The following is a 15,480-nucleotide window of genomic DNA, read 5'->3' on the forward strand; positions in this document are numbered from 1 at the left end:
GAAGCCGAGGGACCCCGGAGCGGTTTTTCCGCTAAAATTCCAGTTGTTTCAATTACTATTTGTGATATATCCCGTATTTATTACATATGGTTTTATTCCGTCAGGCAAATCCCGCCCCAGGGAGACAGCAAAACGGAGACTTTACCGTCCCGGACAGGAAGGGCTTCACCGCTCAGGGCATCCTCCGCGGTCTCTTTCGCCCAGGGCAAAGCCAGAACGGCCGGTTCCGCTCCCACGTTGACCGCCGCTACCGTCTCTTCCCCGCCGAGCCGCCGGGAAATGGCCAGCAGCGGCCCCCGGGCAGCCCGGTATTCCAGGTCTCCCCTGCGCAAGGACGGACGAAGGGTACGCAGGCGTCCCAGCTTACCAAACCAGGACTGAAGCTCTTTCTCCTCCTTCCCCCAGGGAAAAGGCCGGCGGTTGAAGGGATCCTCAAACCCCTCCAGTCCCGCCTCGTCTCCATAGTATATCGTCGGGGAGCCGGGAAAGGCATACATGAGCAGGGCCGCGAGCTTCAGCATTCTGCCGCCCCGAAGGCGTTCCGCTTCGCTCAACCGGAATTCCGCCCGCTGAGAGCGGGGGGCGCCGGACAGATCCTCCCCGGCGCCCAAAAGGGTCAGAACCCGGGGTGTGTCGTGATTTCCCAGGAAATTCATGGCGGAATAAAAGGCTGAAGGAGGATAGTGTTCCCGCAGGGTCTCCATCCGCTCCCGGAACTCCTCCGCCCTCCCGCCGCCGAGGAATAATAAAAGCGCGTCCCGGAAGGGATAGTCGGTCACCCCGTCCAGCTCCTTTCCCAGGAGATACCGGCGGCGGAGCCCATAGCTCACCTTGTTCGAGGCGTCTTCCCAGACCTCTCCCAGGATCACGGCGTCCGGCTTTTCCTCTTTGGCCGCTTTGCGCAGAAGCTCCAGAAAGGCGTCCGGCAGCTCGTCGGCCACGTCCAGGCGCCAGCCCGCGGCGCCGGCCCGGAGCCAGCGGCGGAGAATACTGTTATTTCCGGTCAGAATATAGTCCAGATAGGACGGAGCCATTTCGTTTACCTGTGGCAGGGTTTTAATCCCCCACCAGGAGGAATACTTCTCCGGCCAGCTTTCAAACCGGTACCAGCCGTAATACGGGGAATCCATGGAATCGGACGCGCCGAGAGAGGGGTAGCCGCCCCCGGCATTGAAATACACGCTCCTGCTGCCGGTGTGGCTGAACACCCCGTCCAGTATCACGCGCATCCCTCTTTGCCCGGCCTCCCGGCAAAGGATGCGGAAGTCTTCCTCCGTGCCCAGCATCGGGTCTATTCTGGTGTAATCCGCCGTATCGTACCGGTGGTTGGAGGCGGCTTCAAAGACGGGATTCAGATAGATGGTCTCCACCGAGAGGGTTTTCAGATAATCCAGCTTCCGAAGGATTCCCCGAAGGTTGCCGCCGAAGAAATCGTCGTTGCGGATCTCCCCGTTTTCATCCGGCAGATAATCGGGCTCCTCCTCCCAGCCGCCGTGGAGCCGGCGCTTTCCCACAAAACCGGAGGTAACGACGGGCAGCGCGGCAAAAAAGCGGTCCGGAAAGATTTGATAGGTGACGCCCTGGCCGAACCAATCGGGGGAAGTCCCGGTTTCCTCATACACCGTAAGCTGAAACTCCTCGGGCGCTTTTTTCCGCCATCCGCCGGCTCCGAAATACCGGATGGAGCCGTCCGAGCGGAAAAAGCGGAAGCAATACCAGATGAGGTCCGGCGTTTTGCCCGCGGGCAGTTTACCCGAAAACACGTCGCAGGTTCCCTCCATACCGGTCCAGACAAGGGGATACTCCATCACACCGCCGGAAAACTCGCTCCTGGCGACGGCGGCACCTCCGGAAAATCCCATGGAACGGGGCGGCCGAAGGGTCAAATCGGCGCTCTTCCCCGTGGGCAGAGCGCCGAAAGGATCTTTATACCTCGGATCCCTGGAATCAAAGACTGACTGCATGTTGCTCCTTTCGGGCTCCCGGGTGCCGACCGGCGTCCGGATGCGCCCCATTACGGCAGAAGCACGCTTTCCTGCTCCGCCGCGGTCATGGTGTCCTCCGAATTGAAGTAGGCATTCATGATGGCGACGGCGGTTTCCGCCAGGGCCGAACCGGAGCCTCCCTGTTCCACCACGATGGCAATGGCGATCTGAGGATCGTCATAGGGCGCGAAGCAGACGAAAACACCGTTGCTGATGTTGTCCGCTCCGGTCTGGGCCGTACCGGTTTTCGCGCCTACCGCGATGGGATAATTCTTCAAATAGGTCGCCGCCGTTCCCTGGGTCGCCACGTTCCGCATCCCCTGCTTCACGGCCGCAAGGTTGGAATCCGAAATCTCCACCGTGCCGGCGGCCTGGGGGGTGTATTCGTAGAGCAGCTGGGAATAATCATAGGATTTTACCGATTTGAGAAGATGCGCATCGTAATGGGTGCCGCCGTTTGCCAAAGTGGCAACGTAGTTTGCCAGCTGAAGGGTGGTAAAGGCGTTGTCCTGGCCGATGGCCGCCCGAAGGGTATCGCCCGGCGAGAACACGTCTCCGTTTGCTTCCTTATACGCGGGGCTTGCCAGAATCCCGGTGGACTCCGGAATTTCGATCCCGGTGGGAAGGCCAAGTCCGAATTTCTGGGCGTACTCGTCCAGCTTGTCGATTCCCAGCCGGCGGCCGATGTCATAGAAAAAGTAGTTGCAGGACACCTCCAGGGCGGTGACCACGTTGATTTTTCCGTGGGTTCTTCCCGAAGCCCGGTACAGCCAGCATCTGGGCTGGTAGTCGGAGTAATAGGTATAAATCCCCTTGTCCTCGATGATAGTGGACGGAGTGATAATCCCCTCCTCCAGGGCGCCTACCGCGGTCACCATTTTAAAGGTGGAGCCCGGGGGATAGATCCCCTGGGCGGCCCGGTTGAGCAGAGGATTTGCCGGGTCTGCGAGCAGCTGATTGTAGTCTGCGTTATAGGTGGTCAAAGAATAGGTGGGATAGGAAGCCGAGGCCAGAACGTCCCCGCTGTTCACGTCCATCACCACGGCGGCGCCGCCCCGGATCTCCCCGTCTTCCTTCGTCATCTTTTCCGTGGTTTCCGCCAGGGCCTTTTCCGTGGCTTCCTGCAGCTTTATGTCTATGGTAAGAGCCACATTGCCTCCCGGCTGGGGCTCGGCGGTATACAGTTCGCTGGTAATCTTCCCGTCGGTATTGGTGTCTATGATCCGGGTTCCGTCGGTCCCGCGGAGAAAGTCCTCAAAGGCCTTTTCCACTCCGCTTTTTCCCACCATTTCGTCCATGGCATAGCCTTTCTGAATATACTCCTCAGCCTCTTCCTCGTAGATTTGGCCGACGGACCCTAAAAGATGAGCGGCGTAGGGGGTCATATATTCCCTGGCGGACACGGTTTTGATCTGCATGCCGGGGTAGCTTCCCTCTTTGAGAATGGAAATGAGATCGATATCCACGTCCTCGGCAAAGACATAGGCGGTGGTATTGATGAGCTTGCGCAAAGCCAGCTCGTACCTAACGCCGATGATTTCGCGGGCCTGCTCATCGGTATAGGATTCGTCCAGCTTGAAGTCCTTGCGCATGAGCGCAAGGAGATCCGAGGCGCTCACCGTGTCCGAGCTCCAGCCCCGGTTGGCCAGATACCGGGAAAAGCGGTTTTTCTGGGAATCGGTGGCCGTGTCAAGAGTATACCCGAAGGGAGCCGTCTGGCTCACGGGCAGAGTGTCGATATGGCTCACGCCCTTCTCATCGCAGGTGTCGATGAGCTTGAGGATGGCGGCGTTCTGATCCTGACCCTCGGTGAGATAAGACGCGTCAAAGGTGAGGTTGTAGCTTAAGCGGTTGGTGATCAGGACCCGGCCGTACCGGTCGGTAATCTCCCCCCGGGAGGCCTCCACCGTCTCCGTTTTGACGATCTTCCGGCGGGACTCCTCCAAATACTCCGCCCCGTGCACAATCTGGGCGGTGTAAAGGGTCATTACAAACCACACGATGCAGCCCATGAGAAGGCCTGTTATCACGCCCGTGCGGATACGAAATTTCCTTCCTTCCAAGGTAAGCCTCCTTATGAATCAGGCCAGGCGGGTTCCCCCGACCCGGCGATAAACGCTGCGAACCAGCAGATATACCGGCACAAGCCAGAACAGGGAATACAGAATTTCCGGTCCGGCAACGGCCAGGACCGCCCTCACCGGCGCGTCCTTTGCCATGATGTAATACAGGCCCCGGACCAAATCTATCCCCGCCAGAGCTCCCAGAGAACAAAGCGCGCAGCTTAAAAAGCCCGGATTGAGAACGTATTCGGCCACAACGCCGGAAAGCAGCCCTGTCAGCATGAAAACAGCGGTGTAAAACCCGTCGGTATTGTAAAAAGCTGCGTCGCATAAAAGACCCGCCGCGATGCCGAAACCCGCACCCGCCGCGCTCCCCTCAAAGCTCCCCACCGCCGCCACCGCTATGGGAAGCAGCAGGGGGTAGACGCCAAAAACGGTGAAACGGTTGAGAAGCATGGTCTGGGCTACAAATAACAGCAGCAGTGCCAGCATGTACACCGTCCATTTGCCGAACCAATCCCGCTTTGTCACGGTAACGCCACGCCTTCCTTTCTACTCGACGATATCGAAGGATTTGATGATAAAAACCTGCGTCAGGCTGTCGGCGCTGACCGAGGGGGTGATCACCGCGTAATCAGTCAGGCCGGAAATGTCGGTCTTCACTTCGTCCACCGTGCCGATAATGAGGCCCGAGGGAAGAACACCTCCCCTGCCTGAGGTGACGATAAGATCTCCGTTTAAAAGCCTCACATCCTCCGGAAGGTAGGTGAGCTTCAGCTTTCCGCTGCTCATGAGCTCAAAATCGCCCTCGGCGATGGCCGCCTCGCCGGTCCTGAAAATCAGCGCGCCCAGTTCGGTGTCCGGGTCGGTCACGGTGACGGCGGTGGACCAGTTGGTGCCCACCTCCACGATGACGCCCACCAGCACGCCGGTCTCCGTCACCACGCTGTCCCCGGCCTTCACATCTTGGGAAGATCCCTTGCTGAGGGTGATGGAGGCGGTCCAGTTTGAACTGCTCCGGGACACAATGGTGGCCGATTCGAAGTCAAAGTCCCGGTGCTGCTGACTGAGCTTCAGAAGCTCACGCAGCCGCTCGTTTTCCTCCTTGTCGTACTGGGCCTGGCGGACGGAGTCCTCCATTTCCGCAATCTGTTTTTTCAGGCTCTCGTTTTCCGCCTTCAGGGCGTCATATTCGTAGGTATAGCTGTATATGGAGCCCACCCAGCCGGCAAACCCGGTGAGAGCCTTCTGCGCGGGCAGGGTCACGACCCCCACCACGTTGGAAATCACATTGGCTCTCCCCCCCATGAGGGCAGAAGAAGCGGCCATGATTACAACGATAACCACGGCTAAAAACACCAGCGATATTCCCCTGTTCTTAAAAAAGTTCTTCACTGCATATCTCCCGCACCGTCAGCCGCAGTGCAGCACATCAATTCCCACCCGCCGGAGCATCTTGGACAGGCGGCATACCGGAAGGCCCATCACGTTAAAGAAATCGCCCTCGATACGTTCCACAAAAACCGCGCCGAGACCCTGGGCTGCATAGGCTCCCGCTTTGTCCATGGGTTCCCCCGTCCTGATATAGGCCTCTATCTCGCAGTCCTCGATCTTCCGGAAATACACGTCGGTCCTTTCCGTTTCGGTGAGCATTTCCCCGCCCGCGGCCACCGTGACGGCCGTATACACCTGATGCCGCCTCCCCGATAAAAGGCGCAGCATCCGGAAGGCTTCGGGCCCGTCCTTGGGTTTTCCCAGCCGGATGTCCTCGCAGCAGACCATGGTGTCCGCGGCGATGACCACGTCGTCCGACCCGGCTTCCGCCGCGGCGGCTTTTTCCCTGGAAAGACGCCTGACGGCCTCTTCGGGGGTTTCCCGCTCCTCCAGCTTCTCTTCGATATCCGGGGGGGCGATCCTGAAGCCGCTCAGTCCCATTTTCATAAGCAATTCGCTGCGGCGCGGCGAGGCGGAAGCCAATATAATCGTTCCGATGGATGTTCAGCTCTTTTCCTGTTTATCATATCCCGCAGAAGCGGCGGGGACAGAAGGGTTCCCGGGGAGAAAGGCACGCTCCCGGGATTTACCTCCCTGTGGAGCCGAAGCCGCCCGCGCCCCGCTCCGTATCGTCCAGATCGCTTACAAAGGAAAGCCCGGGGCGGCAGACGGGGACCACCATGAGCTGCGCCACGCGGTCTCCCGGCCTGAGGGTATACTCCCTGTCGGACAGATTCACGAGGCCCACCAGAATCTCCCCCCGGTAGTCGCTGTCGATCACGCCCACGCCGTTACTCAGACAGATTCCGTGTTTCACTGCAAGCCCGCTGCGGGCAAAAACCAGGGCCACATAATCGGGGGAAGGCAGCGCGATGGCGATCCCGGAGGGGATTGCGGCGGATTTTCCGGGCGGGATGGTCACGGCCGCCTCCATACAGGCGTGCAGGTCCATCGCGGCGGAACCGGCGGTGGCGAAAAAGGGGGCGGGGATTTCCGTTCCTATTTTATCGGATATTTTCTTGATTTTCAATGTCATTTCCGTTTCCGTCACTCCATATATTACCATATTTTGACGCTTCTTATCCCGCGGCGCCGTTTATCGCTATTCAACGCCCCGGTAATACAGGCCGCGGGTGTACTCGTTGGGCATAAAATCCCCCTCGCCCCGATACCGCCTGGCCGCGCGGAGGCACTCCTGGGAATTTTCCGTGGTGAAGTCCAAACGCTCGCCCCAAAGGCCCAGATTCTCATAGTCCCGGGCCCGGTCGGCCAGAAACAGCTTCCTGGAGTTGTACAGCACATTCCGGCAGCCGGCCTCCGGAAGGACGGGGAACCGCGCTCCGGTGGAATCGGTGAGCAGGTTGGGGTTGTCGCAGGCGCAGCGGCCGGAGCGGTTTTTAATGATGCAGTTTTCCATCACCATCAGGGGAAGGCGGCCGTATACGATGAGCTCGGTGTCGATGCATTTGGACAGATCCCGGATCTGGGCAAGACGCAGCTCAAAGGAAAGGACGGCCGACTTCAGGCCCAGGTGGCGCAGCTCTTTGAGGGTCTGGGCGTTGGTCACGTTGAGGCCCGCGCCGCCCCGGGGCTCCATACCGCAGGAGCGGATTATGGACAGCTGCCCCAGGTTTTCCGCCAGAGCCTCCTCCACGCCCATTTCACGAGCGATTTCCAGCTTTTTGCGGGTTTCCTCCTCTTCGCTGTCCCAGAGGATACGGGGCATCGCCGCCACCAGGCGGATGTTTTGGTCCTTCAACAGACCAGCAAGCTCTTCCCGGTGCAGAGCGATTTCCGAAACCGGCAGATAAATCCGCTCCGGCTTCAGGGCCAGAAGCTCCGGGGAGAGCTGCCGGGCCTTTCGCAGATAACAGGTCCAAAGCGGAGGCGCAGGCCGGTTCTGATACCGCACGCCGGGCATGAATTCTCCCGTTTCCCGCTGCGGCGGGCGGGCTCTCTCCCGTGTCAGCTCCTCCAGGCAGCCCCGCCGCATGGCATTGACGGCCGAAATGGAAAGCGCCAGATTTTCCCGCACCAAAGCTTTCACCTGGGTGCAGACATAGGGGGTACCGCCGGTTTTCATGAGCTGGCTTATGACCTCTTCCTCGGAAAGCGCCTTGGTCCGGGCGGCTTCGGGAGCGGGACCCTCGCAGGTACAGACCCGGCCGGTTTCGTCCTCCACGGCGGCTTTCGACGGTTCTCCCGGCTGTATCAGTGCAAAAAAGCGGACGGGAACCCGGCCGTTTTCCGTGTTCTCATAGGAAGCGCGCGCTTCCGCCAGAAAAGCGCCCTGGGTTTCCTCCCCTGAGGAGCGGACCCCGAACATTTCCGGGCCTTTTTTGCCGGCAAAGTATCCGTCTGTAAAACCGTCCCTGGAAAAAGCGGCCTGAAGCCGTTCCAGCTCCTGCCGGGTGGGGGGACGTTTTTCGCGGATGGCTTTGGAATAAATCCCCGTGACCACCGCCACGTACTCCGGCCGTTTCATGCGCCCTTCTATCTTGACACAGGCAACGCCCATCTCATCCAGTTCGCCCAGATGATGAATCAGAGACATGTCTTTCAGGCTCAGGGGATAGGAATCCGCCCGGCTCTGCCACCCGTAGGGCATGCGGCAGGGCTGGGCGCAAAGGCCGCGGTTCCCGCTGCGCCCCCCGATCAGGGCGCTCATGGCGCACTGGCCGGAGTAGCTCATACAGTGGGCGCCGTGGACAAAAACCTCTATTTCGATGGGAGAATTGCGGCAGATGTGGGCCAGCTGCTCTCCGGACAGCTCCCGGGACAAAACCGCGCGGGAAACACCCAGTTCGGCGGCCTGTCTCACCCCCTCCAGGCTATGGAGGGTCATCTGGGTGCTGGCATGGACCGGCAGCTGCGGCGCGACCTGCCGGACCAGACGGACAACACCCAGGTCCTGAACCAGAACTGCGTCTACCCCTATCCGGACGGCTTTCCGAATCAGCTCGGCAGCCTCCGGAAGCTCCCGGTCGGTGAGCAGCGTGTTGAGGGTCAGATAGGTTTTAACGCCGCGGACACGGCAGTACTCCACGGCATCGGAAAATTCCTTTTCCGTAAAATTTTTCGCCCGCCTTCTGGCATTCAAGTCCCCAAAACCCATATAGACAGCATCGGCACCGTTCTGAACGGCGGCTGTCACCGCTTCCGGGGAACCTGCGGGAGATAAGAGTTCCAGCATCGGATGCTCCTTACATTCATCGTACTAAACCGCCGACGGACAATCCGCCCTACTGCTTTTTATTCTGCAGCTTGGAAAGCTCCCGCTTGAGCTCGGAAAGCTCCATTTTCGTCCTGGCCGCTTCCTCCAGGTACTCTTTCAGCTGGCGGCGGAGATTTTCCGCGGTTTCCATGGATTTAAAATACTCGTCGGCGATGTTGGCGGCCGTCAGAACCGCCGCATCCGTCAGTGCCACATGGGACTCCGAGACGATCTCCTTCATCTTCCCGTCCACATAAGAGGCCACTTTCTGAACATAGCCGTCTTCTTCGGACGCAACAAAGGTATATTCCCGACCTCCGATTGTGACCAAAATGCGATTTTTCACAGAATCGACCCCCAAATTCTTAAACGTTCCTTTGCGGCTGGATCGGATCTATTTTTCCGGCAGCCACCGCCAGCGGTGAAAAATGGGTTTTTATAAATGTATGTCCGCCGCCTTGCGGCTATTATACCACAGGCGCGAAACGGCTCGTGGTATAGGCATCGCCGCCGGTTGCGCCCCGAGGCGCGAGGCGGACGCGTCGTCCGACCCGGTATCATGGACGTCTTGCGGCTATTATACCACATTCTTCGCGGGTTTTAATAGAATTTCCCTGGAATTTTACTAATTACGCCCGATACTGACGAAGTTTTCGCAGCGACGCACTTGCTATTTACTGCGGGATAAGTATCATGTAAAATAATAATGAAGCAAAAGGGGTAAGGGAGGGATACAAATGCCGGATATCAAGCTGAGCGCGCAGGCAATCAAAACCGTGTCCATACCCTCCGCCGCCATAACCCGGCTTCTATCGGAAGGGGACGGGAACGCCGCGCTTTTATATCTGGCGCTTTTGGAAAACACCGATCCCCAGTCTCCCGCGTCCATTCGGCAGCGGTTCGGGTGGAGCGAGGAACAGCTTTCTTCCGCCGCAAAAACACTCAAGCGCACGAATCTTCTGGAGGAGGATATTTCTTCTGCGAAAAGCTCACCTCCCCTTAAGACGTCTGATAAGGCCTTGCCGGAAGCACCTCCCGAACGGGAGCTTCCCGAGTACACCGCAAACGACATCGTCCGGGCAATGGAGGGAACGGAGGAATTCCGGCTTCTGGTAAACGAGGCACAGCGCCGCCTGGGAAAAGTGCTGTCGAACACGGATTTGACCGTACTGTTCGGCCTTTACGATTATGTGGGGCTCCCAGCCGAGGTCCTTTATCTTTTAATCAATTACTGCATCGACGAGTCCGTCCGGCGATACGGAAGCGGACGCAAACCCACCATGCGACAGATTGAAAAGGAAGGGTACGCCTGGGCTCGGCGGGGCATCGACACGGAAGAGCGGGCGGCTGCGCATATCAAGCGGCTGGAGCTTATGAAAAGCGACGTGCAGCAGGTTATGGGCGTGCTGCAGATCTCCGGTCGCTCCCCTTCCCGGACGGAGGATCGGTATATCAGTTCCTGGCTGGAAATGGGCTTCGGGCCTGAAGCCGTGGAGCTGGCTTACGACAAAACCGTGCTCAAATGCAAAGAGCTCAACTGGAATTACCTGAATTCCATATTAAAAAACTGGCATGAAAAAAATTTCCATCAGCCGCAGGAGATTGAAAAAGGAAACACTGCCCCTCCCGGCAGAAGTACTTCCTGCAGCCCGGGAAAAGAAACAAGCAAGCGCCGGGAAATCGAACAGATGAAACAGTATTTAAAACAAATCAAGGAGCAGGGCTGAATCCGGAAAAGCCCGGCAAGGTTTCTTTCATTTTTCGCAGTCTGCCGGCGTCCCGCCCTATTCTGCGAAACGGCGGGAACAGCATTCTTACAGCCGGCAGCAGCGGCGGAGGGAGTATGGCATGTCGTACGACGGTAAAATTCTTAGGAAGGCCCTAAACCGACTGGAAGCAAAGCGCGCAGAGCGTGCCTTGCTTCTGGCGGAACGGTATGAGGAGGTCTGCCGCCAGATTCCGCGCATCCGGGAGATCGACGCCGAACTGAAAACGGCGATCATCGACATCATCAGCGCTTCCCTGCGCTCCGGAAGCAATCCCGTGCCCGCCATCAACGTGCTGCGGGACAAAAATCTGGATCTGCAGGCGGAACGGGCGGAACTGCTCGTTTCCCGGGGATATCCCATGGACTACCTGGATGACAGTCCCATGTGCCCTCTGTGCGGCGACACGGGTTATGTGGGAGCGGAGGTCTGTCTTTGCCTTAAATCGTTATACACGGAGGAACAGATGAAGGAGCTGTCAAAGCTTTTAAACGTCGGTTCCCAATCCTTCGACAGCTTCCGGTCCGATTATTACAGCGACGAGGCCGCCCCTGGCGACGACGCCTCCCCCCGGGAAAATATCGATATCGTCTATGAAACCTGCGTCAATTACGCCCATCATTTCGGAAAAAAGTCCGGGAATCTTTTTCTGAGCGGACCTCCCGGTTTGGGAAAGACTTTTTTATCCGCCTGCATTGCAAGAGACGTTTCCCAGCGGGGATTCTCCGTGGTTTACGATACGGCGCCCGGCATCCTTGCTCAATTTGAAACACAAAAGTTCGCGCGGGATCCGGAGGAGGCCGGAGCGGCAAGAGACGAAGTTTACCGGTACCTCAACTGCGATCTTCTCATCGTCGACGATCTGGGCACCGAGCTTACCACTCCCCTGGCCCTTTCTTCCTTATATACCCTTGTCAACACCCGGCTTGTCACGGGAAAAAAGACGGTGATCAATTCCAATCTCACTTCGGAAGAGCTGGGAAAACGATATTCCACTCAGATTCTTTCCAGAATCGAAGGAGAGTATATTAAATTGCCGTTTTTTGGAAAAGATATCCGTCTTTTGAGGAAGACCGGCCTTCTTCCGTAAGAAAGTATACGTTCATTCAGGCTTATTATCTCAATATGCGAACATTATATCGAAACATCGGCGCTCCATCTCATAAAGGGATATATTTTATCAACTGCCAATGACATTGGATCGTTTCAGCATTCAATGTCATCGGCAGCTGTTTTTTTTGTAAGCAATCCAAAAAGCGACATGTTTCACGCAACGGTTTACCATATTATGGTACTGTCCACATATAAAGTTCCGCCGAAGGGAGGGGGAACGCCGTGCAACTGGGCAAGAAAAGAGATTTGTTCGATAATAACCGGATTTTGTATATCAAAACTTCCGAGATATTTCCCAATCCTTCGCAGCCCCGACGCGTGTTTGACGAAGCAGCGCTTCGCGAGCTGGCCGACAGCATCACGCAGCATGGGATTCTTCAGCCCCTGAGCATCCGGAGATGCAGCGGCGGATATGAGCTGATTGCGGGAGAACGACGTCTCCGGGCAGCCAAGCTGGCACGCCTGGATACGGTACCCTGTCTGCTGATGGGGGTCGATAACCAACAGTCCACCCTTTTGGCGCTGGTGGAAAATCTTCAGCGGAGAGATCTGGATTTTATGGAGGAAGCTAGCGCTCTTTTTCAGCTGATCCAGCAGTATGGCCTCTCCCAGGAAGAAGCAGCGCAAAAAATCGGAAAATCCCAATCCGCGGTGGCAAACAAGCTCCGTCTGCTTCGACTTTCTACGCAATGTCTGTCGCTGATTCAGGAAAACAATCTTTCCGAGCGGCACGCGAGAGCTCTTCTTCGTCTGGACAAGGAACAGGACAGGCTTTCCGTGCTGGAACATATCACGGCCAACGAACTCAATGTTTCCGAGAGCGAAGAATACATCGAACGCTATCTTCAAAAAAGAGCCGCGGCGCCTGTGCAGAAAAAACTTACTTACGTCATCCGGGACGTCCGCTTTTTTCTGAATACGGTGTCCCACGGCGTTACCATCATGAAAATGGCCGGGATCGACGCTACGTATGGCCGAACCGAAACCGCCGATGACATCACCATTACCATCAAAATCCCAAAGGAGAGCCGAGGTTAATTGTCAAAGTGGATTTCCCTCCAATCGGCTTTGTTTTTCCTCCCTCTCCGGGATTTTGTTATACTTCGGAGCGGCCTTAATCAGCCGCTCCGTCTTTTTATCCGGTGGGTCTGGAGATGTGGATAACTTTTTGTTTCACGTGAAACATCTGCTTTCCTCTGTTTCACGTGGAACAGGTTAATGTAAAAAGTTACTTTTTTATTGAAATGAGTCTGTATTGTGGTATAATAACCGCAAGCGGTTATTATACCATTCCCGACGGCGCGTTTTGCTCCCGCCCTTCGGGCGAAACCGCAAACGTTGCCATATACCACGAAACACTTCGTGTTTTTGGTTTAAGGCCGCAAGCGTCATTACACCATTCCCGACGGCGCGTTTTGCTCCCGCCCTTCGGGCGAAACCGCAAACGTTGCCATATACCACGAAACACTTCGTGTTTATTTATAGCAGTTGTGTCCATTATCTTCTATTCAACCCGTTTCATTCATTTTTCTTCATTTTTCCGGAAGGCTGGTGTCGTTCTTGTCGAAGACGATTGCAATCGTAAATCAAAAGGGGGGCGTCGGCAAGACCACTACCTGCGTCAACCTCAGCGCCGCTCTTACCGAACTGGGCCGCCGCGTGCTTGTCTGCGATTTCGATCCTCAGGCAAACACGACCTCTGGAATGGGTGTTGACAAATCCTCCGCTTCCCCCAATGTGTATGATGTGCTGATCAACGGCGCACCCTGCGAGAAGGCAATCGTTTCCACCCGTTTTGGGGACGTGCTCCCCTCCAATAAAGCTCTTGCCGGAGCCGGAATCGAAATGATAGGGCTGGAACGTCGTGAATTTTCTCTGAAGCGGGCTTTATCCTCTGTTTCGTATCGTTATGATTTTATTTTGATTGACTGTCCTCCTTCCCTGGAGCTTCTGACCGTCAACGCTCTCTGCGCCGCCGACACCATTTTGGTTCCCGTTCAGTGCGAATATTACGCTCTTGAGGGATTGTCCGACCTGATGTCCACTGTCCGGATCGTAAAACGGGCGCTGAATCCTTCTTTGGAACTGGAAGGCGTTTTGCTCACTATGTACGACGGCCGGACCAATCTTTCCCTTCAGGTGGCGGAGGAAGTGAAACGTCACTTTCCCGGAAAGGTATACTCCACGGTCGTTCCCAGAAATGTCCGCTTATCCGAGGCTCCCAGCCACGGAAAGCCGGTCCTCGCATACGACCGCTATTCCAGAGGTTCCGAAGCATATCTGGCCCTTGCCTCAGAACTTTTGGGAAAGAATCCGAAATCACTTTAATCTATTTTGAAAGGGATGATGCAGTGTGGCTGAAAGAGGCTTGGGCAAAGGTCTCGGCGCCCTTCTGGGCGACGCGGCGCTCCAATCTCAGGAGGGCGGCAGCGTCGTTTTGCCCATCTCTCAGATCGAAGCCGGTCTTCGTCAACCCAGAAAGTACTTCGACGAAGAAGCACTCGCGGAGCTTTCCGACTCCATCCGGCAGCACGGAATTCTTCAGCCTCTCACGGTTCGGCGTCTCAGCTCCGGATATTATCAGATTATAGCCGGCGAACGGCGCTGGAGAGCCGCCCGTATGGCGGGACTTTCCGAAGTCCCCGTCATGATTATCGAAGCGGACGACCGGAAGGCCATGGAGCTTGCCATGATCGAGAACCTTCAGCGGGAGGATCTCAATCCCATCGAAGAGGCGGAAGGATTCCGTTCGCTGATTGAAACCTACGGCATGACGCAGGAAGAAGCTTCGTCCCGCGTAGGCCGATCCCGTCCTGCCGTTGCCAATTCCCTCCGGCTTTTGTCCTTGCCGGAAGATATCCAGTCTTTGCTTTCTATGGGTTCTATTACCAGCGGTCATGCCCGCGCACTTCTCCAGCTCAAATTTCCGGACGAGCAGCGCAGGACCGTAAATGCAATCGTTCAAAATCAGCTTTCTGTCCGCCAGACGGAACTTTTAGTCAAGCGTTTATCCGAACAGGAGCGCCGCGCTGCTTCTCAGCGGAAACCCGGCGTTTCCGTGAATTATCTTCAGGAAGTGGAGCGGAATCTTACGGAGCTTCTGGGCCGCCGCGTCACCATCGTAAACGGCAAGAAAAAGGGGAAATTTGAGCTGGAATACTATGGAGAGCGGGATTTTGAAGAGCTTTTACTTCTGCTTCAGAAAATCCAGCCTTCGGAGAAAAGAGGGTCTGCCATTGAGTAATCCGACCAATGCTTCCTCCGACCAGAAGCCGGAGGGCAAGAACAATATCTATTATCTCCAGCAGGAAGCGGAACGCGTTCGTCCCGTCAAGCGGCATTCCGTTGGGGTATATGTCGCGGTTCTGTTTGCCGTTGCCTTTTTCTTTCTCTTTTTATCCTATTTCATGCAGCAGCGGAACAATGAAGCGGTGATCAGCGGGCTTAGGGATTCCGTCAGCGCCGTACAGAGCCTCCAGCAGCTGCAGGACAGCAATACCGCTCTGCAGCAGCAGGTATATGAGCTTAGCGCGCTGAACCAAAGTCTGCAGGACAATCTGACCGAAACCGACAGTTCTTTGGATTTAGCCAATAAAAAGCTTGACGCCATGGATCTTCTCTGGCAGATCTCCAAGCTATATTCCACCCGGAAATACACCTCCTGCCGCAACGCCATTGCCAAAATGGAGGAGCTTGATCTTAGCCAATATCTGCCCGCCACCGCAACCAATTCTTTTCAGTCCGAATCCCCCCTGAGTGAATACCAGCGAATCGTCAAGGCTTTGGATTGATTTCCTCTGCTTTGCGCATTTCCGACGTTTTCTCCCGGGAATCTATATTGAGGT

14 protein-coding genes are annotated in these 15,480 nt (G+C 56.4%); 6 read left to right on the forward strand and 8 right to left on the reverse strand.

All coding sequences use genetic code 11. From position 1 onward, the window contains the following. Positions 1 to 92: 92 nt before the first annotated feature. From B9A13_RS06270 to B9A13_RS06305, 8 genes are all read right to left on the reverse strand, one after another. Positions 93 to 1,964 carry a glycoside hydrolase family 13 protein gene (locus B9A13_RS06270; RefSeq protein ID WP_084234394.1) on the reverse strand — a complete coding sequence of 624 codons (1,872 nt, stop codon included), beginning with the start codon at positions 1,962 to 1,964 and terminating at the stop codon, positions 93 to 95. A 50-nt stretch (positions 1,965 to 2,014) separates the two neighbouring features. Next, positions 2,015 to 4,048, reverse strand: a complete 2,034-nt coding sequence (locus B9A13_RS06275; protein WP_084234247.1) for a penicillin-binding transpeptidase domain-containing protein — start codon at positions 4,046 to 4,048, stop codon at positions 2,015 to 2,017. Between the two features lie 18 nt (positions 4,049 to 4,066). Next, complete coding sequence (locus B9A13_RS06280; RefSeq protein ID WP_084234249.1) at positions 4,067 to 4,579, reverse strand: hypothetical protein; 513 nt, start codon at positions 4,577 to 4,579, stop codon at positions 4,067 to 4,069. Between the two features lie 21 nt (positions 4,580 to 4,600). Continuing rightward, on the reverse strand, positions 4,601 to 5,443 hold the full coding sequence (gene mreC / locus B9A13_RS06285; protein WP_084234250.1) for a rod shape-determining protein MreC: 843 nt from the start codon (positions 5,441 to 5,443) through the stop codon (positions 4,601 to 4,603). A gap of 18 nt (positions 5,444 to 5,461) precedes the next feature. Further along, positions 5,462 to 6,025 (reverse strand): Maf family protein, encoded by a 564-nt coding sequence (locus B9A13_RS06290; protein ID WP_341456018.1) that lies wholly within the window; start codon positions 6,023 to 6,025, stop codon positions 5,462 to 5,464. Positions 6,026 to 6,128: 103 nt separating this feature from the next. Continuing rightward, positions 6,129 to 6,578: a dUTP diphosphatase gene (gene dut / locus B9A13_RS06295; protein WP_084234395.1), complete on the reverse strand. Its 450-nt coding sequence runs from the start codon at positions 6,576 to 6,578 to the stop codon at positions 6,129 to 6,131. A 66-nt stretch (positions 6,579 to 6,644) separates the two neighbouring features. Further along, entirely contained in the window at positions 6,645 to 8,735 is a 2,091-nt protein-coding gene (locus B9A13_RS06300; RefSeq protein WP_084234254.1) for a U32 family peptidase, read from the reverse strand. Between the two features lie 49 nt (positions 8,736 to 8,784). Then, a complete protein-coding gene (locus tag B9A13_RS06305) occupies positions 8,785 to 9,102 on the reverse strand; it encodes a cell division protein ZapA (RefSeq protein WP_084234256.1) in 318 nt (105 codons plus the stop codon). A 391-nt stretch (positions 9,103 to 9,493) separates the two neighbouring features. On the opposite strand from B9A13_RS06305, the gene B9A13_RS06310 reads away from it, so the two are divergent. The 6 genes from B9A13_RS06310 (at position 9,494) to B9A13_RS06335 (ending at position 15,426) form a co-directional block, all read left to right on the forward strand. After that, entirely contained in the window at positions 9,494 to 10,483 is a 990-nt protein-coding gene (locus tag B9A13_RS06310; RefSeq protein WP_084234258.1) for a DnaD domain protein, read from the forward strand. A 121-nt stretch (positions 10,484 to 10,604) separates the two neighbouring features. Beyond that, positions 10,605 to 11,612 (forward strand): ATP-binding protein, encoded by a 1,008-nt coding sequence (locus B9A13_RS06315; protein ID WP_084234259.1) that lies wholly within the window; start codon positions 10,605 to 10,607, stop codon positions 11,610 to 11,612. A gap of 245 nt (positions 11,613 to 11,857) precedes the next feature. Next, the gene (locus tag B9A13_RS06320) at positions 11,858 to 12,673 is read left to right on the forward strand and encodes a ParB/RepB/Spo0J family partition protein (protein ID WP_084234260.1); all 816 of its coding nucleotides are present in this window, start codon (positions 11,858 to 11,860) and stop codon (positions 12,671 to 12,673) included. 522 nt (positions 12,674 to 13,195) lie between these two features. Continuing rightward, on the forward strand, positions 13,196 to 13,963 hold the full coding sequence (locus B9A13_RS06325) for a ParA family protein (RefSeq protein WP_084234261.1): 768 nt from the start codon (positions 13,196 to 13,198) through the stop codon (positions 13,961 to 13,963). A 25-nt stretch (positions 13,964 to 13,988) separates the two neighbouring features. Then, positions 13,989 to 14,879, forward strand: a complete 891-nt coding sequence (locus B9A13_RS06330; protein ID WP_084234263.1) for a ParB/RepB/Spo0J family partition protein — start codon at positions 13,989 to 13,991, stop codon at positions 14,877 to 14,879. Continuing rightward, positions 14,872 to 15,426 carry a hypothetical protein gene (locus B9A13_RS06335; RefSeq protein ID WP_084234264.1) on the forward strand — a complete coding sequence of 185 codons (555 nt, stop codon included), beginning with the start codon at positions 14,872 to 14,874 and terminating at the stop codon, positions 15,424 to 15,426. The genes B9A13_RS06330 and B9A13_RS06335 overlap by 8 nt, the downstream gene beginning before the upstream one ends. The last annotated feature ends 54 nt before the right edge of the window (positions 15,427 to 15,480 follow it).

Source organism: Papillibacter cinnamivorans DSM 12816 (assembly GCF_900176335.1).
GTDB classification, from domain to species: Bacteria; Bacillota; Clostridia; order Oscillospirales; family Oscillospiraceae; genus Papillibacter; species Papillibacter cinnamivorans.